Here is a 23,969-nt window from a genome sequence, read left to right on the forward strand (position 1 = left end):
CGATACCTCCCGAAACATACCGCTTTATCCAATTTGGGTTCCCCTGGCGGAAGGCAAGGGAGACGATCGGGCCCGATGCTCCCGAGGTGACAGCACGCGCCGGAAAGTTGATGTTGCGCGCCATGTCGGCGCTGACGATCGCCTCGGTCTGGATCAATGCGGTGCTCGACGGCCTGGTCCGCGAGGGGCTGGATCGCGCCGCCCTGACTCAGGGGTTGCGCGTGGTCGATGGCCGGGCGCCCGACGCCGGTCAGATCGAGGTCGGCCTGGCGCGACGGATCTGGCGGCGGGCGCGGGCGCTCAGCGACGATCCGCTGCTCGGGCTGAAGGTTGGATCGCGGCTGCCGGTGCAGGCCGCCAACGTGGTCAGCGTGATCCGGGCGCACAGCCAGACCTTCGAGGAGTCGCTGCGCCACATGGCGCGCTACCAGGTGCTGCTCAGCGACAGCGGCCGCTTCGTGGCGACCGCGCGGGACGGCGGCCTGCGGCTGACCTACGAACCCAGCAAGGCGGCGGTCGGCATCGATCCGCTGCAGATCGACTCGGTGGTGGCCGCCGCGGGCGGGCGCAGGCCGCATCCCGTCCTCGTGCAGCTGGTCGGGCGCGCCGAGGCCGACCCCGACCCCTTCGCCGCGCTGCTCGGTTGCCCGGTGCGCATGGGCGCGGCGCAGGCGACCATCGACTTCGACGCCGCGGCGCTGGCCACCCCGATCCCCGGCGCCGACCCGGCTCTGCGCGACATCAACCTGGCCTATGCCGAATCCCTGCTGGCCGGCCGGCGGCGGATGGACGGCCTATGCCAGAATGTGCGCGCGGCGATCGGCAAGCTGGGACCGGGCGCAGCCGACGTCGCCTCGGTCGCCGCCGAGGTCGGCTGCTCTCCGCGCACCCTGCAGCGGCGGCTGGCCCAGGCGGGGACGAGCTTCAAGGCGCTGCTCGAAGGCTACCGGATGGAGGAGGCGCTGATCCTGCTGGTCGAATCCCAGGCCAGCATCGCCCAGATCAGCCGGCTGCTCGGCTATTCGCAGACCAGCGCCTTCTCGCGCGCGGTCTCGCACTGGTGGGGCGCCTCGCCGCGCGGCTTGCGTCAGGCGCGCCCGCTGCGCTGATGGATTGCGGCGTCGCCATGCTGCACTTTAGAGTTGCTTGATTGCGATAACGGCGTTCAACTGTCGCCATGGCACGGGCGCAGCGACAGGGCGTGCTGGACTCGCGGGTGGGGCAGGTCGTGAACCTGACCGGCCTGATGCTTGTCATCGTCAGCATTCCCGCCCTGACGATCTACGAGACCTGGTCTGAGCAGGCCGCCATGCGCCGGGCCTGGAATATCGCCGGCCCAGCTTGCCCGGTGGTCGAAGCCTCACCGACCCTGTTCGGCGCCAAGGGACCGAAGGCCTTCGAGTATGGCGAGATCCGCTTCGAACGGCGGTTCGGCCACGTCAGCTGCGTGGCCCCGGCCAAGCGCGGCATGGTCGGGGGCGAGGTCTACCGGGTCTGCCAGTTCAGCGCCCCGGCGGCGCTCGCGGTAACCACCGAGGGGCGGACCAGCCTCTACAAGCCCGGCGTCGGCCGGCGCGCGACCGTCACCGTCCGCGACGGGCAGGTGAGCTGCGTTGTCGGCGGCTGGTTCTCCGGCTGAGCCCCACATCCGCGACATGACGCCCATGCGTTTCGCGCATAAGTCTGTTGAGAGTAAGTCGCAGTCGCCGCTATAGAGCGCGCCTCAACCAGTATGCGTGTCGGGGACTGCATGACGAATTTCGGCGGGGCGCGGATCGCGCGTGGAGGCCTGTTGGCGGCGGGCGCGAGCCTGATCGCCCTGACGATCGCGGGCGCGGCGCAGGCCCAGGATGCCCGCGGCGGCGGGACTGAAGTCTCTGAGCTGGTGATCACCGCCGCGCGCACGACCCTGCCGGCCAGCGCCTTGCCGATGACCGTCGACGTGGTCGACTCCACGACGTTGTCGCAGCAGGTGGCGATCAGCGGCTCGATCGTCGATGCGGTGTCGTCGCTGTCGCCGTCGTTTTCGCCGACTCGCCAGAAACTGTCGGGCAGCGGCGAGACCCTGCGCGGCCGCTCGCCGCTGTTCGCGATCAACGGCATCCCGCAATCGACCCCGATCCGAGACGGCTCGCGTGACGGCTTCACCATCGACGCCTTCTTCATCGACCACGTCGAGCTGATCTACGGATCGAACGCCCTGCAGGGCATCGGCGCCACTGGCGGCGTGGTCAACCAGGTGACGGTTGGTCCGCCCAAGGAAGACGGCCTGTCGGGCCGCGTCCTGGTCCAGGGCAGCACCGACGCCCAGGCGCACGGCGACGGTCTCGGCTGGAAGACGGCGGGTCTTGGCGCCTGGCGCAGGGGCGCCTTCGACGCCACCCTGGGCTTGGCCTATGAGGCGCGCGGCGCGTTCTATGACGGCCACGGTAACCGCATCGGCGTCGACAACACCCAGGGCGAGATTCAGGACTCGACCAGCACTTCGATCTTCGGCCGCTTCGGCTGGCAGATCGACGAGAGCCTGCGCCTGGACCTGATCGCCAACCGCTTCGAGCTGAAGGGCGACGGCGACTATGTGATCGTCGCGGGCGATCGCACGAAGAACCGTCCGGCCAGTTCGATGCGGGGCTCGCCGGAAGGCCGTCCGGCCGCCAACAAGGTCGAGACGGTGTCGCTGGCCCTGACCGACGACGACCTGTGGGGCGGCGATCTGAACGCCCAGCTGTTCTACAACCGCTCGCGCGACACCTTCGGCGGCGACCGCAGCGCCACCTTCCAGGACGTGCGCTTGGCCCCGGTCGGGACGCTGTTCGACCAGTCCTCGAACGAATCCGAAAAGCTCGGCGCCCGCGCCAGCTATGAGCGTGAAGTGCCGTTCGTGCCGGGCCTGACCGGCACGCTTGGCCTCGACACCTTGCGCGACGAGACCGCCCAGACCCTGATCGCCACCAACCGCGTCTGGGTGCCGCCGACCGAGTTCCGCAGCATCGCGCCGTTCGTGCAGGCCAACCTCGCCCTGTTCGGTGACAAGGTGCACCTGGCCGGGGGCGCGCGCTACGAGTCGGTGACCCTGAAGGTCGGCGACTACACGACGCTGGCCTCCTACGGGTCGCGGGCGGTCAGCGGCGGCGAGCCGAGCTTCGACGCCACGCTGGTCAATGGCGGGATCGTCGTGAACCCGATCGAGGGCCTGCGCCTCTACGCCAGCTACGCCGAGGGCTACACTGTGCCGGACGTCGGCCGCATCCTGCGGGCGGTGAACCGCAACGGCGTCGACGTCGACAGCTTCCTCGACATCAGCCCGGTGGTCTCCGACAACCAGGAGATCGGCGCGGAGTGGAAGCATGGGCCGATCGAGGCCAGCGCCGCCTATTTCTGGTCGAAGTCCAAGCTCGGCCAGCTGCTGGTGCTGAACCCGGCGACCAACGTCTACGACGTCCAGCGGCAGCGCGTGGAGATCGAGGGCCTGGAGCTGAACGTCACCGCCAGGACCCCGGTCCCAGGGGTCAGCGTCAACGCCGGCTACGCCAAGCTGAAGGGCCGCGCCGACAGCAACGGCGACGGCAGCGTCGACATCGACCTGGACGGGGCGAACATCTCGCCCGACCGCTTCAATTTCGCGCTGATCTATCAGCAGGGCCCGCTGGCGGCCCGGCTGCAGAGCCAGTCCTATCTGGAGCGCGACTTCGACGGCGCCGATCCGCGCAACAACTTCGGCGGCTATACGCTGGTCGACGCATCGGTCCGCTACGAGGCGGGCTTCGGCGACGTGATCTTCAGCGTGCAGAACCTGATGGACGAGTACTATCTGAGCTACGCCTCCGACACGAGCAACCCGGCCGACAACCTGCGCTACTTCGCCGGCCGCGGGCGGGTCTTCACGCTGGGCCTGGAGCGCAAGTTCTGATGCCGACCCTGAGGCTGCTGCACCGATGGGCCGGGGGCCTGATCGGCCTCTTCCTGGCGGTGCTCGGCCTCTCGGGGGCGCTGCTGGTCCACAAGGACGCCTATCTGCGCGCCACCCTGCCGCACGCCGCGGACGCTCAGCGGCAGGACGTCGCCAGCATCGCCGCGGCGGCCGAGAAGATCTTCACTGCGCCCGATGCGCCGCGCTCGATCGTCCTGGCCAGCGAGCGGCTGGGCCTTCACCGGCTGAACTATGGCGAGGGCGACCGCGGCGCCTATGCCGACCAGACCGGCGCGATCGTCGCGACCTGGACCTCGAAATGGGAGCGGCCGGAGGTCTGGCTGTTCGACCTGCACCATCACCTGCTGACCGGCGACGCGGGCGAGCTCGCGGCCGGGATCATGGCGCTGGTCGGGCTCGGCTTCGTGATCACCGGGGTGATCCTTTGGTGGCCGGCGCGGCGGCTGTTCGCGTTTCGCCTCTGGCCATCGAACCTGACCCGCAACGGCGTCGTGCGCCAGCATCGCGACCTGGGCGTGGTCACCGCGCCGCTGCTGTTCGTCTCGATGCTGACCGGGGTGATGATGACCCTGCCGGCGGTCGAGGATGTGTTGCTCGCCCCGTTCTCCAAGCCCTCGGTCATGGCCGCGGCCCAGAAGCCGCCGACGGCGAAGGGCGGGGCGCTGTCGCCCGACATCGATTACGGCGCCCTGATCGCCACGGCGCGGGCCAAGTATCCGGACGCGGAACTCCGGATCATCAGCCTGCCGGCCAAGCCGGGCGGACTGATTTCGCTGCGGGTGCGCCAGCAGGCCGAATGGCTGCCGAACGGGCGCACCATGTTCTGGTTCGATCCCGCTGACGGCCGTCTGGTCGAGAGCCGCGACGCCCTGACTCTGCCGTTGGGCGTGCGGATCGCCAACGCCGAGTATCCGATCCATGCGGCCAAGGTCGGCGGGCTGGCCTACCGGCTGGTGATGACGGTGTCGGGGCTGACCCTCGCCCTGCTGGGCAGCCTGGCCGTGTGGACCTTCTGGGCGGGGCCCAAGACCCATAAGCGCAAGCGGCCCAAGCGCGCCCCTGCCGCCAAGGCGGCCTGAAAGCATTTTCGATCATCTACGATCATAAATGATCTCGATTTCATCGCGCGGTGGTATAGCATCGCTGCGAACAGCGCCGGGTGGTGGGCGTGGGAGGAAATCGATGACGTCATGCAATCGCCGGGCGGCGACCTTCGCCGCCGCGCTGGCCCTGCTGGCCGGCGCCTGCGCCCAGCCGGCGATGAGCCAGTCCCCGCCCTCGTCCGGCGCGCCGGTCGAGGCGCAGATCGATAGCGGCGCCCTGCGCGGCCGTGAGGCCGGCGGGATCAAGTCGTTCAAGGGCATTCCCTATGCGGCCCCGCCGGTCGGCGAGCTGCGCTGGCGCGCGCCGGCCGCGCCCGCGGCGTGGAGCGGCGTGCGCGAAGCTGATCAATATGGATCGGACTGCATCCAGAACCGGGTCTCCTGGGACAAGACCCAGTCGGCCCAGCCCACCAGCGAGGACTGCCTGACCCTCAACGTCTGGGCCCCGGCCGCGGCGAAGAAGGCCCCGGTGATGGTCTGGATTCACGGCGGCGGCTTTGTCATGGGCTCGGGCAGCCAGCCGATCTTCGACGGCGCCAAGCTCGCGGCCCGCGACGTGGTGGTGGTGACCTTCAACTACCGGCTCGGGCGGTTCGGCTTCTTCGCCCATCCGGCCCTGACGCGGGAAACGGCCGGCTCTGCGACCGGCAACTTCGCCTTCATGGACCAGGTGGCGGCGCTGGAGTGGGTGAAGCGCAACATCGCCGCGTTCGGCGGCGACCCGGGCAACGTGACCATCTTCGGCGAGTCGGCGGGCGGCGGCTCGGTCAACCAGCTGATGCTGGCCCAGCCGGCGCGCGGACTGTTCCACAAGGCGATCGCCCAGTCCGGCGGCGGCCGCGACGTGCTGCCGCTGCTCTCGACCGAGCGGGCCGGCAAGCCGGCGGCCGAGGCGGTCGGCGCAGCCTTCGCGACCAAGGCCGGAGTGAAGGGCGAGGACTTGTCGGCGCTGCGGGCGCTGAGCGCCGACAAGCTGCGCGGCAAGCTCGACCTGCTGAACCAGGAGGCCGACACCTATTCCGGGCCGATGATCGACGGGGTGCTGGTGGCCAGCGACGTCGCCGCGGGCTTTGCGGCCGGCCGCCAGGCCAAGGTCCCCTATTTGGTCGGCGCCAACAGCGACGAGCTGGGCTTCCTGCCGGGGTTCCTGCGCGGGCCGATGGCGGCCAAGACCCTGAAGGAGATCGGCGCCGGCGACGAGATTCAAGCGGCGTATGGGTCGAAATCGGCGCTCGACGCCCAGCTGACCAGCGACGTCACCTTCGTCGAACCGGCGCGGCATCTGGCGGCGGTGCAGGCGGCGAGCGGCGCGCCGACCTGGCTCTACAGCTTCGGCTATGTACCGGAGGCCAAGCGCAAGTCGCAGAAGGGCGCCGGCCACGCGACGGAGCTGGCCTTCGTGTTCGGCGACCTGGCGGCGGCCGGCGACATCGACGAGACTCCGGCCGACGGGGCCGCCGCGCGACTGGTCGGCGACTACTGGACCGCCTTCGCGCGCACTGGCGATCCCAACGGCGGCGGCCGGCCGGCCTGGCCCGCCTATGCCCGCGCATCCGACCAGCGGCTGGCGATCGGCAACGACGGCGCGGCGGCGTCGAAGGCCGGCACCGCGGCGCTGGACGCCCTCGGCGCGCACCAGGACAAGGTCGCCGCCGGCCGCTAATGCGACGGCTTCGGCGAACGTCGCTCGCAAATGTCTGGCGGGCGGTATGCTGGCGCGGCTAAGCTCCGCGGCATGAATCCGCGTATTTTCGTTCTGACCATGGTGACGTTCGCGTTCGGGTCGGGCGCCTTCATCTTTGCTGGTCTGCTGGAGACCCTGGCCGCCGACCTTGGCGTCACCACCGCCGTGGCCGGCCAGCTGCAGACGGTGTTCGTGCTGACCTCGGCGGTGCTGGGTCCGGTCGCGGCCTGGCTGTTCGCGCGGGTCGACCGCAAGGTGATGGTGATCGTGGGCCTGAGCCTTGGCCTGCTGCTGCACATCGCCTGCGCCCTGACCCCGAACTTCGAGACGCTGATGGTGCTGCGGGCGCTGGCGGGTCTCGCCGGCGCGATGTCGGGCCCGGCCGCCAGCGTCGCGGCCGCCTCGCTGGCCCCGCCGGAGCGGCGCGGCTCGGCGCTGGCGATGGTCTCGGGCGGCATGACCCTGGCCTTCGTGGTCGGCATTCCGATCGGCAGCGTGGTCGGCGACATCTTCGGCTGGCGCGCGACCTTCATCACCGCCGCGACGCTGTCGGCGATCGCCCTGGCCGGCGTGCTGCTGTTCCTGCCGCGGGTGCCGGCGCCGCCCAAGCGCGCAGGCGGAAGCCTCGACCTGCCGGCGATCTGGCCGCTCTACCTGACCACCTTCCTGGCCTTCGCGGCCAACATGACCCTGAATCTCTACATCGCGCCGATCGTGCGGGTGGGGGCCGGCGTCACCGGCGCAGGCGTCGGCGCCTTCCAGTCGATGATCGGCTTCGGCTCCATCGTCGGCCTGTGGCTGGGCGCGCGGGCGGCCGACCGCGACCTGGGCCGCAGCTGGATCCTGACCGGCTTCGCCATCCAGGCGACGGCCATGACCATCCATTTCGCCGCCACCCACCAGGTCGCGCCAGCCGGCTGGCCGAGCGCGGCGCTGGTCGCGCTAGGCATCTTCGTGGCGGCCACGGCGCTGTTCTCTATCACCCCGGTGATCCAGGCGCGGCTGATCTCGATGACCGAGGGCGCGCCGGTGGCCCTGGCGCTGAACGGCTCGGTGATCTCGGTCGGTCAGGCGTTGGGCTCGGCCATGGGCGGGCTGGCCTTGGCCACCTACGGCGTGCCGGCGATCCCCGGCGCGGCGCTGACCATGTCGCTGGCGGCCCTGACCACCCTGGCCTTCGTGTTCCCAAGGCCGCGGGCGGCCGCGGTCAGGCCCTAAGCCCGTAAAAGGTCGCAGCCGGTCTGCGACAGTTCGCCGGCGGTCCGAGGCCGCGCGGTAACCGGGTGGAAAACATGTTCGTTGAACATGCATGGATGCGGCATTCGCCTTCCTCATCCCGGCCCACGTGGCTCGCGCCGGCCATCTTGGCCCTCGCCAGCTTCGTCGCCGTGCCCGTCCTGGCTGCCGCCCCCCGCGATCCGAAGGTCGCCGCTGCGGTCTTCCCGCCGTGGTGGTCGCGCTCGGCGGCTCTGGCTGCAGCCGACGACGCCGGCGAGATCCTCGCCGTCGGCAGGGCCCCATTCATCGTCATCGTCCGCTCCATCGACGGCGATGTCGCGCCCCGTCTGCGCGCCACAGGCGCGCTTCTTGTTCTCGATCCCCAAGCTGCCGGCCCCTGCGCCGGCTGAACGTGAATTCAGGTATGTTTCAGTCGATCACCGACCAGCGGCGCTTTGGCGACGTGCTTCTGACCGCGGCCCTTTGGCTGCTCTGCCCGCTCATTGCGGCGTCCGCCGCAATGGTGGGGGCCAACTGGATCGGGCTTGGGCTCGGCGGCGCAGGGTTCGCCCTGGCCGCGACCCTGGTGGGCCGCATCGATCGCAGCGGCGGGCTGCGGATGACCATCGCCATCTGCTTGATGGGCTCGGTGTCGCTGCTGGTGGCCGCGTTCAAGGGCCATGCCTGGCAGATCGACATGCACATGACCTATTTCGCCGCCCTGGCGGTCCTGATCGTCTATTGCGACTGGCGGGTCATCGCGCTCGGCGCCGTGGCGGTCGCGGTGCATCACCTGATGCTCAGCTTCGTGCTCCCCGCGGCGGTGTTTCCCGGCAGCGGCGACCTGATGCGGGTGACCCTGCACGCGGTGATTCTGGTGGTCGAGGCGGGCGTTCTGATCGCCGCGGCGCACAGCGTCAGCGAGCTGTTCACGCGGTCGAACGCGGCGCTGGCCAAGGCCGATCTGGCGCTCGCCGAGGCCGAGACGGCGCGCCTGGCGGCGGAAGACGCGCGCGCCGCCGAGAACACCGCCAGCCATGAACGCCTGGCTCTGCAAGCGGCGACCGATCGTGAGAGCGCCGAACTGGCGGAGGGGCTCGCCGAGGGCCTGCGCCGCTTGGCGGACGGCGACCTAGCCTATCAGATCACGCGCGCCTTCCCCGATCGCTATGAGCCGATGCGGCGGGATTTCAACGCCGCCGTGGCGCGGCTCGCCCAGGCGATCGGCGAGGTTGCGGCCTCCACCCAGGCGCTGAGCCACGGCGTGGGCCAGATCTCGGAAGGCGCCGATCAGCTGTCGCACCGCACCGAACGCCAAGCCGCCAGCCTGGCGGAGACGGCCAGCGCGCTGGCGATGGTGACCGAGGCGGTCCGCCGCACCGCCAGCGGCGCCAGCTCCGCCGCCGGGGTGGTGCTATCGGCGCGCGGTGATGCGCAGTCGTCGGGAGAGGTCGTCCGTCAGGCGGTCGAGGCGATGGGCGCGATCGAGCGCTCGGCCGAGGAGATCGGTCAGATCGTCGGGGTGATCGACGAAATCGCTTTTCAGACCAATCTGCTGGCGCTGAACGCCGGGGTCGAGGCCGCGCGGGCCGGAGACGCCGGCAGGGGGTTTGCGGTCGTCGCCTCGGAGGTCCGCGCCCTGGCCCAACGCTCGGCCGAGGCCGCCAAAGAAATCAAGGCGTTGATCAGTGCGTCGGCGACCCAGGTCGGCCAGGGCGTCAGGTTGGTCGGCGAGACCGGCACGGCGCTGTCACGCATCGTCGGCCGGGTGGCCGAGGTGGATGACCTGGTCTCCCAGATCGCGGCGGCCGCGTCCGAGCAGTCGGGCAGCCTGAACGAGGTCAACCTCGCGGTGGTCCAGATGGATCAGGTGACGCAGGCGAACGCCGCGATGGTGGAGGAGTCTTCCGCCGCCAGCCGAGCCCTCTCGACGGAAGCCGAAGGCCTCGCCATCGCGGTGCGCCGCTTCAGGGTGGCCGATGACCGCACGGGCGTCGTCCGCGCGGCCTGACGGCGGATAGGACCCGAGGCCTAGACGTCGACCTCGGCGTCCAGGGCGTTTTCCTGGATGAACTCGCGGCGCGGCTCGACAAGGTCGCCCATCAGGCGGGTGAACATGTCGTCGGCGTCGTCGGCGTGGGTGACCTTGACCTGCAGCAGGGTGCGGGCGTCGGCGTCGAGCGTCGTCTCCCACAGCTGGTCGGGGTTCATCTCGCCCAAGCCCTTGTAGCGCTGGATCGCCAGGCCGCGACGTCCGGCCTCCATGACCGCGTTGAACAGGTCCAGCGGACCGCGAACGGTCGCGGTCTTGTCCTTGCGGGTGAAGGTGGCGACGCCGTCGAAGGTCTCCGCCATGGCGGCGGCGCGCTCCGACAGGCGGCGGGCGTCAGCCGCATGCAGCAGCAGGTCGTCGAGGACGATGCGTTCGGACACCCCGCGCTTGATCCGCGAGAAGGCGTAGCCTCCGGTCGCGGCCTGCTCGCCGCTCCAGGTTCCGTCGCCTTCCTCGGCGTAGAGATCCATGCGCTTGGCCGCCTTGGCCAGATCGCCGCCGTCTTCGGCCAGCAGGCCGGCGATGGCCGCCTGCTCGATGGCGAAGGCCGGCGCTCGGGCGGACAGGCGCTCGATATTGGCCTTGGCCCCGCGGGCGCTCTGCACCAGGGCGAGCAGGTCCGCGCCGATCAGGCGCTCGCCGCTCGAGAGGTCGAGCGCCGCGCCGTCGACGCCTTCGTCGATCAGATAGGCTTCAAGCTCGGCGTCGTCCTTCAGATAGCGCGACTGCCGGCTCTTGGTCGCCTTATAGAGCGGCGGTTGGGCGATATAGAGATAGCCGCGCTCGATCACCTCCGGCATCTGCCGGTAGAAGAAGGTCAGCAGCAGGGTCCGGATGTGGGCGCCGTCGACGTCGGCGTCGGTCATGATGACGATCTTGTGGTAGCGCAGCTTGTCGATGTTGAAGTCGTCGCGGCCGATGCCGGCGCCCAGCGCCGTGATCAGCGTTCCGATCTGGTCGGACGAGAGCATCTTGTCGAAGCGGGCGCGCTCGACGTTCAGGATCTTGCCGCGCAGCGGCAGGATGGCCTGGTTCTCGCGATTGCGGGCCTGCTTGGCCGAGCCGCCGGCGGAGTCGCCCTCGACCAGGAAGACTTCCGACTTGGCCGGGTCCTTCTCCGAGCAGTCGGCGAGCTTGCCGGGCAGCGAGGTGATGTCGAGCGCCGACTTGCGGCGGGTCAGTTCGCGGGCCTTGCGCGCCGCCTCGCGGGCGGCGGCGGCTTCGGCGATCTTCTGGACGATCAGCTTGCCCTCATTCGGGTGCTCCTCGAACCAGGTGCCGATGCCTTCCGACACCAGGCTTTCCACCGCTGGGCGCACTTCCGACGAGACCAGCTTGTCCTTGGTCTGCGACGAGAACTTCGGGTCGGGAACCTTGACCGACAGCACGCAGGTCAGGCCTTCGCGGGCGTCCTCGCCCGACAGCGAGACCTTCTCGCGCTTGGTCGCGCCCGAGGTCTCGGCATAGCCGGTGATGATCCGGGTCAGGGCCGAGCGGAACGCCGCCAAGTGGGTGCCGCCGTCCTTCTGCGGGATGTTGTTCGTGAAGCAGAGGACGTTCTCGTGGTAGCCGTCGTTCCACCAGAGCGACAGGTCGAGCTCGACATTGTCCTTCTTGCCGCGGACCACGATCGGGGTCTTCAGCAGCGGGGTCTTGGCCTTGTCCAGGTGGCGCACGAACGCCTCGATGCCGCCCTCGTAGTGCAGCAGTTCGACGAACGGCTCGGCCTCGCGGTTATCCTTCAGCCAGATGGTGACGCCCGAGTTCAGGAACGCGAGCTCGCGCAGGCGATGCTCGAGAGTCTTGCGGTCGTACTCGGTGAAGGCGAACGTCTCGGACGAGGCCATGAAGGTGACCTCGGTGCCCGACAGGAACTCGCCGTTCTCACGCAGCGGCGCATCGCCGGTGATCACCAGGGGCGACACCGCGTCGCCGCGGCGGAACTCCATCTCGTGGGCCTTGCCGCCGCGATAAATCTTCAGGCGCAGCCAGTCCGAGAGCGCGTTCACCACCGAGACGCCGACGCCGTGCAGACCGCCGGAGACCTTGTAGGAGTTCTGGTCGAACTTACCGCCGGCGTGCAGCTGGGTCATGATGACCTCGGCCGCCGAGACGCCTTCGCCCTCGTGGATGTCGGTGGGGATGCCGCGGCCGTCGTCAGTGACCGTCACCGAACCGTCGGCGTTCAGGATCACCTCGACCCGCGACGCATAGCCGGCCAGGGTCTCGTCGATGGCGTTGTCGACCACCTCGTAGACCATGTGGTGCAGGCCAGAGCCGTCGTCGGTGTCGCCGATGTACATGCCGGGGCGCTTACGCACCGCGTCCAGGCCCTTCAGGACCTTGATGGACTCCGCGCCATACTCAGCTTGGCCGTTGGATTCGCCTTGGGTTTCGTCGGTCATACCGTATCCAGAATCGCCAGGTTCGAGCCGTCCACATGGACGCCCTGGGCCCGGCCCTTCAAATCTTCGAAGAGATGCTCGTCCGTTCCGGTCAGGAACGCCTGCAGCTTGAGCGCCTCGATTTCGTCGAAGAGCGCGGCCCGTCGGCGACGGTCCAGATGCGCTGCGACTTCATCCAGCAACAATATAGGGTTTGGAGCCGATTCTGCACGCGAAAGACGCGCCGCCTGGCCCAAAACCAGGTTCAGAATCAGGGCTTTCTGCTCTCCGGTGGAGCACTCTGCCGCCGGACGGTCCTTTTCGGCGTGGATCACCGCCAGATCGCCGCGGTGCGGCCCGGTCAGAGCGCGGCCGGCGGCGGCGTCGCGCTCGCGGGCGGCGGCCAGGGCGCGGGCCAGTCGCGCCTCGATTTCCTCGACCTCGACCCCCTCGCCGGCCATCCGCTCCCAGTCGCCGGTCAGCGACAGCCGGGCCTGCGGAAACGGCCGGTCGCCGCGGCTGTCGATCTCGGCCTGCAGCGCCGCCAGGGTGCGGGCGCGGGCCTGCGCCATCAGCGACCCGGCCTGCGCCATGCGGGCTTCCAAGGCGCTCATCCAGGCGGGGTCGGCCGGGCCGTCGGTCAGCAGCCGCATGCGCTCGCGCTGCGACTTCTCATAAGCGCTGGCGTGGCTGGCGTGGCCGGGCTCGGCGGCGAACACCAGCCGGTCGAAGAACCGGCGGCGGTCGCCGGCGCCCTCCAGGAACAGCCGATCCTGGGCCGGGGTCAGCCAGACCTGCCGCTGGTGATCGGACAGCCGGCCAGGCGGAACCGGTTCGCCTTCCAGCCGCACGGTGCGGCGGGCGGCGCCGGCGCTCTCGATCCCGGTGCCGACGCGCGCGGGCTCGCCGTCCTGTTCGATGACCGCGGCCACGGCCCAGGCGCGGCCCTGGGTTTCCCCCGGCTGGCGGCGGCCAAGCTCGGCCCCGACCGCACCCCGCAGGCCGCGGCCGGGCGTGAACAGGCTGACCGCTTCGAGGAAGTTGGTCTTGCCGGCCCCGTTCGGCCCGACCAGGAACACCGGCCGCCCGTCGAGGGCGAGCTCGGCCCGCTCGTAGGAGCGGAAGTCCGTCAGGGTCAGGCGGGTGAAGGCGGTGGTCACCGCCGCGTCATAGCGGGTTTCGCGCCCCGGGGCGAAGGCTTGAGCGCGGGGTGGAAACAGGTACGCTACAGCCGGGGGTTGCGATGAATTCAATACAATCGATCTGGCTCGGCGCGATCGCGCTCGCGGCGCTGGCGGTGAGCTCGCCGGGCTTGGCGGCGGCGCCGCCTGCAGTCGTCACCAATCCCGACTGGCTGGAGCAGCCAAGCCGCGAGGACGTGTCGAATCATTTCCCCAAGGTCGCGGAGGCGTTGGGCGTCAGTGGACGGGCAGTCGTCACTTGCAAGGTGGATTCCTATGGCAAGCTCGAGGACTGCGAGCACGGCTTTGCGCAACCGCCGGAGTTGGGTTTCGGCGAGGCGGCGCTGGCGATGAGCGGCTTGTTTCGAATGAAGCCGAAGTTGATCGATGGGCGACCGGTCGAGGGCGGCGTGGTGCGGATTCCGATCCGCTTTTCGTTGCCGAAGGCGAGCACGGAGCCAACGGCTTCGAAGGCGACGCCGCAGGAGCTGGCCGAGGCGCGCAAGCTGATCGCGATCATCGGCCCGCAGGTTACGGCAGTTCTCGATGCCGTCGTTGACAGAGAAGATCTGGCGGATCCTGGGGTCAGCGCCGAAACCGTCGAGGCCGCCCGGACGGCTTTGCGAGGCGCTCTGCCGACGGCCAAGGAGCGTCTGCTCGCGGCTGCGGCCGAGGTTTACGCCGAGCGTTTCGACGTCGCGGAGATGAGAGCCATCACAGCCTTCCTCGGTACGCCCGCCGGCAAGATCTCGCTCGGCCGCGAGGTCGCTTCGATGGAGGTGTTCGAAGGGGCGATTTTGGACGGCCTGCTATTGGTGTTGAGCCAGGCGCGGTCCGAGTTCTGCGCGGCCCGCAACTGCGATGCGACACCTAGTCCGGCCGAGCTGCGCACTCTGGAAGCGAGCGCGGCGACGATCGTGGCGCCGGAATGGAGAGAAGCGCCGTCGGACGATCAAGTGTGGGACGCCTTCCCTGCGGCCGCCAAGGTGCTTGGCGTCAGCGGTTGGGCGCAATTGAAATGCAAGGTCGACCCGATGGGGTTGCTTGCCGGCTGCGCCATGCTGATGGAGCGCCCCGTTGGTCAAGGGTTCGGCGACGCCGCGATGTCGCTCGCGCCGCGTTTCCGGCTGACGCCCCCGCTCATGGTGCAGGGCGCGGCCGGTGAGACGGCCAACCTCTTCGTGCCCTTCATCGCCTCTGAGCGGCCAAATCCGATCGCAGGCGCGACGCCGAAAGCGCCCTCTGAGTTGGCCCGCCGCCTGGCGGCCGAGGACGGCTTCACGGCCCGTGAACTGGGTCAGGCCACCCTGCTCGGCATCCTTGCGGCAGACACCATGACACCGTCGCCAGCAGACGTGGCGTCCGAGGCCGAAGGGGCGCTGACCCGCGCCTTCGAAGCCTGGCTGCCGACGCTGCTCGACGTCTTGGCGGTGACCTACGATCGAGTGTTCACCCCGGAGCAGCTTGCGGAGGTGCTGGCCTTCCGGCGCAGCGCCGCCGGCCGCGCCTGGGTCGAGAAGGAGCCCGGCGCGGATGAGGCGCTGGAGCCGTGGCTCGAAGCGATCGCCGACACCATGACCGTGGAGGCGCGGAAGGCCTTCTGTACGAACCGCCGGTGCGAGATCGAGACGTCGCGTTGAGCGCCGCGGGTCAGACCCGCAGCGGCATCAGCACGTACTGGACGTCGGCGTCGACGGGATCGATCACCAGCGCCGGGTCGTTCGGGCCGCCGAAGCGGAACTCGGCGATTTCGCCGGCGATCTGGTCGGTGACGTCCAGCAGGTAGCGGGCGTTGAACGACAGCTCGAAGGCTTCGCCGTTGTAGTCGACTTCCAGCTCCTCGACGGCCTGGCCGGCTTCCATGTTGCGGACCGTGAGGATGATCCGGCCGGGCTCGATGGCCATGCGCACCGAGCGGCTCTTCTCCGCCGAGATGGTGGCGACGCGGTCGACGGCCTTGGCGAACAGCTTGTTGTCGACCAGCATGATGCGGTCGTTGCCCTGCGGGATCACGCGGCTGTAGTCGGGGAACGAGCCGTCGATGACCTTCGAGGTCAGGGCCGCGCCGTTGAAGTCCAGGCGGATCTTCTGGGGGCTGACCTGCAGGTCGACGTTCTCGCCGGCGTCCTCGAGCAGGCGGCGGGCCTCGCCGATGGTCTTGCGCGGGACGATGACGCCGGGGGCGCCAGCCGAGCCCTCGGGGGCGATCATCTCGGCCAGGGCCAGGCGGTGGCCGTCGGTGGCCACGGCGCGCAGCTTCTGGACGCCGTTGTCGACGACGGTGTGGAGATAGAGGCCGTTCAGGTAGTAGCGGGTCTCTTCGGTCGAGATCGCAAAGCGAGTCTTGTCGATCAGCCGGATCAGGTCGCCGACATCGACGCTGGTGCGGCTGGAGAGGCCGTCCGAGGACATCACCGGGAAGTCGCCGGCCGGCAGCACCGGCAGGTTGAAGCGCGAGCGGCCTGCGGCCACGGTCAGACGCGGATCCTCGCCGGTGAACGACAGCGACACGTCCGCGCCCTCGGGCAGCTTGCGGACGATCTCGTAGAGGGTGTGGGCCGGGGCCGTGATCTGGCCCGGCTGGTCGACCTGGGCCAGGGCCTCGTCGATGATTTCCATGTCGAGGTCGGTGGCCGAGAAGGTCAGCCGGTCGCGTTCCGCCGACAGGAGGACGTTTGAAAGGATTGGGATGGTGTTGCGGCGCTCGACCGCGCTTTGCACGTGACCCAGCGCCTTCATCAGCGCCGCCCGTTCAATCGTAAGCTTCATGTTCCGGTCCGAATCTCTCCAAGCGCCGACGCCAGGTGCGCCGCGCCCCCTGTGCTGGAGGGACTTGGGACATTAGCCGAATTGCAGACCGGTGGAAGAGGGTGCGGCTAACTGAACGGGGGAAACCCTTCAGGCGTTGGCGATATCGAAGCGCACGGCCGAGCGGCCGAAATCCACCGAGACGGTTTCGAACTGGGTCAGCAGGTCGATGCCGATCATGATGGTCGGGGTCTCGTGCAGGTCCCAGAGCTTGAAGATCGGCATGTCCGAGAACACCACCGGCACGTTTCCCAGGTTCAGGCCGCCGAGGCGGATGAACGGCAGGTTGAGCTGCTCGCCGCTGAACCGCTCGCCGGCGATGGAGATCAGCCCGACCTGGGTGGAGCGGTGGACGGCGGCGGGGTCGAGGCGCACGATCAGCCGCCTCAGCGCCGCGTTGCCGAGCGAGAACTGCGAGCCGGAATCGATCATCGCGCTGATCGCCCGGCCGCTGATGTCGGCGTCGACGATGGTCAGCTGGCCGGACTTGCGGCGGGCGGGCACGACGACCTTGCCCTTGGCGCTGGCCTCATGCCGCGACTTGGTGATTTCCAAGGTGTTGCCGGCGAATCCCATGACCAGGCGCTGGCCCTTCAGCCAGTCGATTCCGAGCACGCCGTCGATGTCGAAGGACGACATCGGCAGCACCGGCGCCTGGACTTTCTTGCGGACGCGGGCGCCGATTTCGAGCCGGTCGAGCACGACGCTGGGGCGGCCGCGGGCGCCGACGATGGTGTGCACCTTCAGTTCGCGGCCGGCCGGCAGGGCGAGCTTGTCGGCCAGCTCGGCCGAGATGCAGGAGACGTTGGCGCCGGTGTCGACCATGAAGCGATAGGGGCCCAGGCCGTTGATCGTCACGGGCGCGGTGATGTGCTCGAAAAGCTGCCGGGTGATGGCGATGGTGGTGGGCGTATCGTCAGGTTCTGGCGCGGGAGCCTCAGGAACCTGCCCGAAGGCGCGCGGCGCGGTGAACAGCAGTCCCCCGGCGGCGGCGAGTTTGCCGAGTGCAAGGCGGCGAGTCTGCGACCCGACCAGCACGTTCTGCTCCCTGATGTTCCAGCAAAGTCTACGCCCAGTGCGGGAAACCGTCAATTTTTCTAGAGGCTTAGCATCACCGCAGGGTTGCGGCGGACGAGACGGCGCCCGCGACGTCCTAACGACCGGCGCCATGGCTCGGGCGCCGGCGGCCGGAAGGGCGGCGCGGCGCCTATCGGACGCTATCGGCAGCGGGACCAGAAACCTGCCGATAGCGTCCAGCAACCTGCTGTCAGGCGGCCGCGGCCAGGCCCTCGTAGGCCGCCGCGATCAGGGCGACATCGCGCGGGTCGCCGACCAGGTCGGTCCCCATGCGGTTCATCGTGTAGGCCAGGGCCAGCTTGCGGCCCGGATCGACCATGGCGAACGAGCCGCCCCAGCCGGAGTGGCCGAAGGTCGCCTCCGCCGGGCCATAGAGGCCGTCGGTGTTGAGCAGGAAGCCGGCCCCCCAGCGGGCCGGGACGCCGAGCACCTCGTCGACGCCGCTGATCCGCAAGGCCGTGGCCTCAGCCAAGGCCTGCGGCGACAGCAGCCGGCCGGCGGCGACTTCGCCAAACAGCCGAGCCAGCGAGCGGGCGTTGGAGAAGCCGTTGGCCGAGACCAGCTCGCAGGCGCGCCAGGCCGCGGTGTTGGGCAGCAGCGGCTCGATGACCGGGTTGAGGTAGGCCGCCGCCTGCGAGGGGTTGAGGTCGGTGGTCATGTTCGAGGTCGCCAGCTCGGGCGGGGCGATCATCTCGGCGCGGCGGGCCTCCTCGGAGACCGGCAGGCCGAGCGTCAGGTGCAGGCCGAGCGGGGCGGACAGCTCGGCGGCGATGAAGGCCCCCAGGCTGCGGCCCTCGATGCGGCGGAACAGCTCGCCGGCCAGCACGCCGATCGAGATGGCGTGGTAGCCCGAGCGCGAGCCCGGCGGCCACAGCGGCTCGGAGGCGGCCAGCCGCGCGGCGGCGGCGGGCTGGTCGTAGAAGTCCTCGACCACGGCCGGGTCGCGGAAGCTGCACAGCCCGGCCTGGTGCGAGAGCAGCATGGCGATGGTGACGCCGTCCTTGCCGTGGGCGGCGAACTCCGGCCACCAGCGGGTGACGAGGTCGTCGTAGGCGCAGGCGCCGCGGTCGACCAGCATGGCGAAGCAGAGCGCGCCGATCGCCTTGGTCGTCGACCAGATATTGACCACCGAGTCGGCGGCCCAGGGCCGGGCGCCGGCGGCGTCGAGGCTGCCGGCCCAGAGATCGACGACGGGGGCGCCGTCGATCACCAGGGAGAGCGCCGCGCCGACGTCGCCGCGGTAGGCGAAGTTGCGTTCGAACTCGGCCGCCAGGGCGGCGAAGGCAGGGTCGGCGGAGCCGTGGATCTGGATGCTCATTGGAAGGCCTTTGAGACGGTGACGCCGAACGTGCGCGGGGCGCCGTAGACGCGGAAGCCGAAGCCGAGGGGCAGGTTGTTCACGCCCTGGGTCACGTACTCCTCGTCGGCGAGATTGCGGCCCCAGACGGCGATTTCCCAATCGTTCGGCAGGGCGACGCTGGCGCGGGCGTTCCACACCCAATAGGCGTCGGTGGCGATCAGCGGGTCGTTGAGCGCGTCCTTGAACGTGTCGTCGGTATAGCGGCCGTCGACCTGGATGCGGCCGGTGGCGTCCTGGCCAAGGTCGAAGCTGTAGGCGGCCGAGGTCGTGAAGCTGACCTCCGGCGCGTCGGGGAGCTTGTTGCCCTTCGGCACGGGACCGTACGACGAGGCGAAGGCGCCGAGCTCGGTGTGCAGCAGGCCAAGGCCCGCCACCAGGTCGAGGCCCGGTAGGGCGGCCGGCGACCAGGTCGCGTCAAGGTCGAGGCCGTAGATCGAGGCCTCGTCGACATTGCCCAGCCGCTGGATCGGCAGGCCGCCGGAGGTGTCGCGGATGAAGGTCTGCACGTCGGAATAGTCGTAGAAGAAGGCGCTGGCCGACCAGGAAAGGCCGAGCTCCGGCAGTCGCTGCTTCACCCCTACCTCGTAGTCGATGAGGGTCTCGGGCCCGTAGGGCTGGAGCTGGGCGGAGGTGGTGGCCACGCCCGAGAAGAAGCCGCCGCTCTTCACGCCCTGGCTGATCAGGCCGTAGACCAGGGTCAGCGGGTTCGGCTTCCAGTTGAGGCCGAGCTTCCAGGACCAGTTGGTGTCGTCGATGGTCTCGTCGATATAGGCCAGGGTGACCGGGCCGGCGCCGCAGGGGGTCATGGACAGGAAGCTGGCCGGGCAGTTGGGGACCAGGTCGAAGTCGGCGCCGACATTGGCCTTTTCTTCCCAGGTGTAGCGCAGGCCCGCGACCAGGCTGAGGTCGCTGGCGAAGCGCCACTCGACATTGCCGAAGGCGGCGGCCGACTTCGAGGTCTGGTCGGTGAAGGTCAGGAGCTTGGTGTTGAACAGGTCCTGCAGCGAGCCGTCATAGGTCATTTTCACGCGGTCGCGGGAGGCGAACACCCCGACGATCCAGTCGGCCTGCTCGGTGGCGCCCGACAAGCGCAGCTCCTGGGAGATCTGGCTGATCTTGTCGCGCTCGATGAAGTCGGTCTGGCGGTAAGGCGTGGCGTCGGTGTCAGCGCCCCACTCGCGCTTGAAGTCGACATAGCCGGTGATCGAGGTCAGGTCGGCCCAGCCGAGGTCGGCGGTCAGCCGCACGGTGGCCGCGCGCTGGTCGACGTCATAGGCCGGGTCGACCGACCAGGCGCCGGCGAACGGATTCCCATCGGTGTCGGTATAGCCCTGGAAGTCCATGCAGGCCGGGGAGCCGGGGCAGATGAGGCCCGCTGGAGCGCCGGGCGGGGTGAGAGCGCCGAAGAACTCGGGGCCGCCGACCTCGGAGCGGGTCTTCTGGACCTCGAGCTTGACCAGGACCTCGACGTCCTCGGTGGCGGCCCACAGCGCCTGGGCGCGGGCCACCCCCACCTCGCGGCGACCGATGTCGCGGCCGAGCAGGCGGTTGTCGAAGAAGCCCTCGTCCTGCTTCACCGCCTTGCCGGCGAAACGCAGGGCCAGGGTGTCGGAGACCGGCAGGTTGACCATGCCCTCGATCTCAGCGGTCTGGTAATTGCCGTAGCCGGCGGCGAGGCGGCCGAACGTCCCGTCAAAGCTGGGCTTGGCGGTGACGATGTTGATGGCGCCGGCGGTCGAGTTGCGGCCGTAGAGCGTGCCTTGCGGACCCTTCAGCGCCTCCATCCGCTCCAGGTCGAAGAGGTCGAAGTTCATCAACGCCAGCGAGCTCAGATAGACCTCGTCGACATAGACCCCGGCGCCGGGATTGTTGGTCACCGAGAAGTCGTTGAGGCCGACGCCGCGGATCGTCACCACCGGCAGCACGCCGGGCATGTTTTCCTTGATGTCGACGTTGGGGGTGAAGGCGACGAGGTCGCTGACCTGGCTGACGCGGCGGTCCGAGAGCTCCTGGGCGCCGATGACGGCGACGTTGAGGCCGACGTCGAGGGTGTCCTGGGTGCGCTTCTGGGCGGTGACGGTGACCGCCTCGATCTCGACCGGCTCGGCGGCGCTGGCCGCGCCGGCGCTGAAGGCCAGGGCGGCGGCCCCGGCCAGCAGCCGTGCGCGCATGGTGTTGGAATTCCTCAAAGTTCCCTCCCCGAGACAGCGGCGTCGCTCGTTGGCGCGCCATTTTTCGACATCTGAGTTTGGCCGGATAACGACACGACCAAATCCAACCGTCAACAAACTTCGACATTTGCGTATGTCTGGTGTACGGATTGACGAAGGACGGCGAAGGCGCGACGAACGGCCGATGGCGGGCAGTGGCGATCAGGGGAGCGGCAAGCCGGCGCGCAAGCGTGCGGCCAAGCGCGACCTGCTGTTTGCGGAGGCCGCGCGCGAGCTCAACGCCATGGGCGCGGGCGGCATGGCGATCAACGACGTCGCCGACCGCGTCGGCCTCTCGCGCAACGCCCTCTACTACTATGTCGCCGACCGTGCCGACCTGGTGTTTGGGGCCTATCAGCGGGCCTGCGAGGCGACCACGGACGACCTGGCCAGCGCCGCGGACGCCAGCCAGGACCCGCGCGAGCGGCTGGCCCGCTTCGTCGATCTGCAGCTGGCCTTCGAACGAGCGCCGCAGGCGGTGCTGAGCGACGTCGACTTCCTGCCGCCGGCGCAGCGCGGGGTCATCGCCGAGCTGCAGGCGCGGAACGTGGCGATCCTGCGTGGCTGGCTGGAGGCCGGGGCGGCGAGCGGCGTCCTGCGCCCCTGCAACAGCCTGATCGCGGCCCAGGCGCTGCTGGGCATGATCGCCTGGAGCCGGCTGTCGCCTGACTGGCTCGGCTATCGCGACGGGCCCGCGGCGCGGCGGCGGATCGGCCAGGCGATCGTCGACACGATGCTGAACGGCTTTGCGACCGGCCCGCGCGCGGCGCCGCTGTGCACGCTGGACATCGAGGCGCTGACCTCGCGGGCGTTCAATCTGTTCGACCGCCAGCAGACCAACGAGATCAAGATCGCCCAGCTGATCGCCGCGGCCTCACGGCTGTTCAATCAGCGCGGCATCGCGGGGGCGTCGCTGGACGACATCGGGGCCGAGGTCGGGGCGACCAAGGGCGCGATCTACCACTACTTCGACGACAAGGCCGACCTTGTCGCCCGCTGCTACCGCCGCGCCTTCGAACTCTACGACCTGATCATCGACACCGCCGTCGCCCAGGGCCGCGACGGTTTGGACAAGGCGCTGATCACCCTGCACCTGAACGTTCAGGCGCAGGCCGGGCCGACCTCGCCGCTGATGCCGCAGCCGGGTCGGCGGGCCCTGGCCGACGCTGACCGCGCCGCCTTCGACCGCGCCGGCCAGAAATTGCACATGACCACCAACCGCAGCCTGCGCCAGGGCATCGCTGACGGCTCGGTGCGCCCGTGCGACACGGTGTTCGTCGGCCAGGTCGCGGCCGGGATCTTCCTCTGGCTGCCGAAGTGGCTGCCGGCCGACTATCCGCTCACCCCCCGCCAGATCGCCGAGGAAGTCTGCGACGTGGTCGCGTATGGCTTGGCGGTGCGGTAAGGGCGTGCCGCTGTTGGTCATACCTTTGATGTTCGGGGCCTTGGCCGGCGGCCTGTATGCGCTGATGGCGCTACAGACCGGGGCCTATGCGAAGGCCGTCGGGCTCGTCTTGCTCGGAGTCGTCAGCTGGGTGGCTGCGGACCACACGCGTTGTCCGAGGTGCAGCCGTCGGCCGATGGAGAAGGGCTGGGACGAAGGCATGTACATGCCGAGCGACATCTCCGATCACTGCCGCCATTGCGGCCGCTACACGCTCTACATCTGGCCGTTCCAGTACCTGCTGGCCAAGGAAGAACCGTGAGCGAGGCGCCTGGCCATCCAGTGGGTAGGCGTGGTCAGGTTTCGGCGGGCCTCTCCGCTGAGACGCGGGCGCGCGGAAGATAGAGCGCCAGCGCCGCGGCGATCGCCAATGCGGCCGTGACGGCGGCGATCGGCCAGCCGAGGGTCGAAACCAGCGGTCCGCCGGCCGCGGCGCCAAGGCTGCCGCCGACGAAATAGATGACCATGTAGGTGCTGTTCAGCTGAGCCGGTCGCAGAGGGTCCAGGCGAATGACCCGCGACTGGTTGGCCACCTGCGCGGCGAATAGGCCGGCGTCAAAGAGCGCCAGAGCGAGCAGCGTCAGGGGCGCGGAGCCGAGGCTGGGCGCGATCGTCAGGGTGCAGGCGAGCGCCAGGACCAGACCGCCGATGACGACCGGGCGGCTGCCGAAACGGTCGGCCAGGCGTCCGGCCAGCGGCGTCGCGGCCATGCCTGCCAGCCCCGCCAGCGAGTAGAGCCCGACCGTCGTCGGCGACAGGCCGTAGGGCGGCAACGACAGCGCGAGGGAAACGCCCACCCAGACCAGGCTGAAGGCGAAGAACCAGAGCGCGCCCGCGATGGCCGCAATCAGCAGGTCGGGTTGGGCGCGCAAGAGCTGCGGCGTAGAGAGCAGTCCTCCGAGCCATGACACCAGCGCGCGCGGGACCTGGCGCGGCAGTAACGCGCGGCCGACGACGGCGCAGATGAGGCAGGCCCCGGCGACGATGAGCAGCATCGCCCGCCAGCCGACGGCGTCGGTGAGGCCGCCGCCGACGATGCGACCGAGCAGGATCCCTGCCGAAATGCCGGCGGTGACGGCTCCCAAGGCGCGGCCCTGGCGGTCGGGCGCGGCGTGCTTGGCCGCCAGGGTGCTCATCTGGGCGCCGGTGCTTGCGCAGATCCCCGACAACAGGAGGCCGACGCCGAAGAGCTCCACAGAGGTCGCCGCCGCGGCCAGAACCAAGGCTCCGGCGAGCGCGGCGAGCTGGGCGGGGACCAGGACGCGCGCCGAAGTGCGATCGACCAACGGCACGAGCAGCGCCAGTCCCAGCATGTAGCCGACGATCGGCAGGCCCGCGGCCGCGCTGGCGGCGGCGAGCGAAGCGTCGAGATCTGCGGCGATCAGGCCGAGCTCGGGCTGGACGGTGTAGCTCGTCGAGGTGGCGACGGCGGCGGCCACGGCGAGGAACAGGATTCGGCCGGCGCCCAAGTGCGGGACGGCGTCTGCGGGGTTCTGAAATTGGGTCATGGGACCGG

18 protein-coding genes are annotated in these 23,969 nt (G+C 69.6%); 11 read left to right on the plus strand and 7 right to left on the minus strand.

Annotation, left to right across the window (positions count from 1 at the left end; all coding sequences use genetic code 11):
• Positions 1–110: 110 nt before the first annotated feature.
• From C0481_RS06000 to C0481_RS06035, 8 genes are all read left to right on the plus strand, one after another.
• On the plus strand, positions 111–1,109 hold the full coding sequence (locus tag C0481_RS06000) for an AraC family transcriptional regulator (RefSeq protein WP_293401678.1): 999 nt from the start codon (positions 111–113) through the stop codon (positions 1,107–1,109).
• A gap of 68 nt (positions 1,110–1,177) precedes the next feature.
• Positions 1,178–1,639 (plus strand): hypothetical protein, encoded by a 462-nt coding sequence (locus tag C0481_RS06005; protein WP_293401680.1) that lies wholly within the window; start codon positions 1,178–1,180, stop codon positions 1,637–1,639.
• A gap of 111 nt (positions 1,640–1,750) precedes the next feature.
• Entirely contained in the window at positions 1,751–3,910 is a 2,160-nt protein-coding gene (locus tag C0481_RS06010; protein WP_293401682.1) for a TonB-dependent receptor, read from the plus strand.
• Positions 3,910–5,010 (plus strand): PepSY-associated TM helix domain-containing protein, encoded by a 1,101-nt coding sequence (locus tag C0481_RS06015; protein ID WP_293401684.1) that lies wholly within the window; start codon positions 3,910–3,912, stop codon positions 5,008–5,010. Before C0481_RS06010 ends, C0481_RS06015 begins: the two co-directional genes overlap by 1 nt.
• 103 nt (positions 5,011–5,113) lie before the next feature.
• Positions 5,114–6,697 (plus strand): carboxylesterase family protein, encoded by a 1,584-nt coding sequence (locus C0481_RS06020; RefSeq protein WP_293401686.1) that lies wholly within the window; start codon positions 5,114–5,116, stop codon positions 6,695–6,697.
• Positions 6,698–6,769: 72 nt separating this feature from the next.
• Complete coding sequence (locus C0481_RS06025; RefSeq protein ID WP_293401688.1) at positions 6,770–7,936, plus strand: MFS transporter; 1,167 nt, start codon at positions 6,770–6,772, stop codon at positions 7,934–7,936.
• Between the two features lie 146 nt (positions 7,937–8,082).
• Entirely contained in the window at positions 8,083–8,346 is a 264-nt protein-coding gene (locus tag C0481_RS06030) for a hypothetical protein (RefSeq protein ID WP_293401690.1), read from the plus strand.
• Between the two features lie 14 nt (positions 8,347–8,360).
• Positions 8,361–9,947 carry a methyl-accepting chemotaxis protein gene (locus C0481_RS06035; RefSeq protein WP_293401692.1) on the plus strand — a complete coding sequence of 529 codons (1,587 nt, stop codon included), beginning with the start codon at positions 8,361–8,363 and terminating at the stop codon, positions 9,945–9,947.
• 20 nt (positions 9,948–9,967) lie between these two features.
• Here C0481_RS06035 and gyrB read toward each other — a convergent pair whose 3' ends face one another.
• On the minus strand, positions 9,968–12,394 hold the full coding sequence (gyrB, locus tag C0481_RS06040; protein ID WP_293401694.1) for a DNA topoisomerase (ATP-hydrolyzing) subunit B: 2,427 nt from the start codon (positions 12,392–12,394) through the stop codon (positions 9,968–9,970).
• The gene (gene recF / locus C0481_RS06045; protein WP_293401696.1) at positions 12,391–13,533 is read right to left on the minus strand and encodes a DNA replication/repair protein RecF; all 1,143 of its coding nucleotides are present in this window, start codon (positions 13,531–13,533) and stop codon (positions 12,391–12,393) included. The genes gyrB and recF overlap by 4 nt, the downstream gene beginning before the upstream one ends.
• Positions 13,534–13,616: 83 nt before the next feature.
• Between recF and C0481_RS06050 the strand changes: the two genes are divergently transcribed.
• Positions 13,617–15,194 carry a TonB family protein gene (locus C0481_RS06050; RefSeq protein WP_293401698.1) on the plus strand — a complete coding sequence of 526 codons (1,578 nt, stop codon included), beginning with the start codon at positions 13,617–13,619 and terminating at the stop codon, positions 15,192–15,194.
• 10 nt (positions 15,195–15,204) lie between these two features.
• Here C0481_RS06050 and dnaN read toward each other — a convergent pair whose 3' ends face one another.
• The 4 genes from dnaN to C0481_RS06070 all read right to left on the minus strand — a co-directional run bounded on the left by dnaN (position 15,205) and on the right by C0481_RS06070 (position 20,988).
• The gene (gene dnaN, locus C0481_RS06055) at positions 15,205–16,323 is read right to left on the minus strand and encodes a DNA polymerase III subunit beta (protein ID WP_293401700.1); all 1,119 of its coding nucleotides are present in this window, start codon (positions 16,321–16,323) and stop codon (positions 15,205–15,207) included.
• A 129-nt stretch (positions 16,324–16,452) separates the two neighbouring features.
• Positions 16,453–17,400: a retroviral-like aspartic protease family protein gene (locus C0481_RS06060; RefSeq protein WP_293401702.1), complete on the minus strand. Its 948-nt coding sequence runs from the start codon at positions 17,398–17,400 to the stop codon at positions 16,453–16,455.
• A 229-nt stretch (positions 17,401–17,629) separates the two neighbouring features.
• Positions 17,630–18,757, minus strand: coding sequence for a serine hydrolase domain-containing protein (locus tag C0481_RS06065; protein ID WP_293401704.1), 1,128 nt, complete (start codon positions 18,755–18,757; stop codon positions 17,630–17,632).
• Positions 18,754–20,988, minus strand: a complete 2,235-nt coding sequence (locus C0481_RS06070) for a TonB-dependent receptor (protein WP_293401706.1) — start codon at positions 20,986–20,988, stop codon at positions 18,754–18,756. Before C0481_RS06070 ends, C0481_RS06065 begins: the two co-directional genes overlap by 4 nt.
• A 166-nt stretch (positions 20,989–21,154) precedes the next feature.
• Here C0481_RS06070 and C0481_RS06075 point away from each other — a divergent pair, with 166 nt between their 5' ends.
• Together C0481_RS06075 and C0481_RS06080 are read left to right on the plus strand one after the other, a co-directional pair.
• The gene (locus C0481_RS06075; protein ID WP_293401708.1) at positions 21,155–22,414 is read left to right on the plus strand and encodes a TetR family transcriptional regulator; all 1,260 of its coding nucleotides are present in this window, start codon (positions 21,155–21,157) and stop codon (positions 22,412–22,414) included.
• Positions 22,395–22,715, plus strand: coding sequence for a hypothetical protein (locus C0481_RS06080; RefSeq protein WP_293401710.1), 321 nt, complete (start codon positions 22,395–22,397; stop codon positions 22,713–22,715). The genes C0481_RS06075 and C0481_RS06080 overlap by 20 nt, the downstream gene beginning before the upstream one ends.
• A 34-nt stretch (positions 22,716–22,749) precedes the next feature.
• Here the strand turns inward: C0481_RS06080 and C0481_RS06085 are convergent, their stop codons facing one another.
• On the minus strand, positions 22,750–23,961 hold the full coding sequence (locus tag C0481_RS06085) for an MFS transporter (RefSeq protein WP_293401712.1): 1,212 nt from the start codon (positions 23,959–23,961) through the stop codon (positions 22,750–22,752).
• Positions 23,962–23,969: the final 8 nt, after the last annotated feature.

The organism is Phenylobacterium sp., from assembly GCF_013822795.1.
In the GTDB taxonomy this organism is placed as follows: domain Bacteria; phylum Pseudomonadota; class Alphaproteobacteria; order Caulobacterales; family Caulobacteraceae; genus Phenylobacterium.

What these genes read in the sequence shown, in the direction of transcription:
- C0481_RS06010 (WP_293401682.1), top strand. Translation starts at nt 1,751, where the DNA reads ATGACGAATTTCGGCGGGGCGCGGATCGCGCGTGGAGGCCTGTTGGCG.
- C0481_RS06065 (WP_293401704.1), bottom strand. Translation starts at nt 18,757, where the DNA reads ATGAGCATCCAGATCCACGGCTCCGCCGACCCTGCCTTCGCCGCCCTG.
- C0481_RS06020 (WP_293401686.1), top strand. Translation starts at nt 5,114, where the DNA reads ATGACGTCATGCAATCGCCGGGCGGCGACCTTCGCCGCCGCGCTGGCC.
- C0481_RS06025 (WP_293401688.1), top strand. Translation starts at nt 6,770, where the DNA reads ATGAATCCGCGTATTTTCGTTCTGACCATGGTGACGTTCGCGTTCGGG.
- C0481_RS06000 (WP_293401678.1), top strand. Translation starts at nt 111, where the DNA reads ATGTTGCGCGCCATGTCGGCGCTGACGATCGCCTCGGTCTGGATCAAT.
- C0481_RS06085 (WP_293401712.1), bottom strand. Translation starts at nt 23,961, where the DNA reads ATGACCCAATTTCAGAACCCCGCAGACGCCGTCCCGCACTTGGGCGCC.
- C0481_RS06035 (WP_293401692.1), top strand. Translation starts at nt 8,361, where the DNA reads ATGTTTCAGTCGATCACCGACCAGCGGCGCTTTGGCGACGTGCTTCTG.
- C0481_RS06005 (WP_293401680.1), top strand. Translation starts at nt 1,178, where the DNA reads ATGGCACGGGCGCAGCGACAGGGCGTGCTGGACTCGCGGGTGGGGCAG.
- gyrB (WP_293401694.1), bottom strand. Translation starts at nt 12,394, where the DNA reads ATGACCGACGAAACCCAAGGCGAATCCAACGGCCAAGCTGAGTATGGC.
- C0481_RS06015 (WP_293401684.1), top strand. Translation starts at nt 3,910, where the DNA reads ATGCCGACCCTGAGGCTGCTGCACCGATGGGCCGGGGGCCTGATCGGC.
- C0481_RS06050 (WP_293401698.1), top strand. Translation starts at nt 13,617, where the DNA reads ATGAATTCAATACAATCGATCTGGCTCGGCGCGATCGCGCTCGCGGCG.
- dnaN (WP_293401700.1), bottom strand. Translation starts at nt 16,323, where the DNA reads ATGAAGCTTACGATTGAACGGGCGGCGCTGATGAAGGCGCTGGGTCAC.
- C0481_RS06080 (WP_293401710.1), top strand. Translation starts at nt 22,395, where the DNA reads ATGGCTTGGCGGTGCGGTAAGGGCGTGCCGCTGTTGGTCATACCTTTG.
- C0481_RS06075 (WP_293401708.1), top strand. Translation starts at nt 21,155, where the DNA reads ATGGCGGGCAGTGGCGATCAGGGGAGCGGCAAGCCGGCGCGCAAGCGT.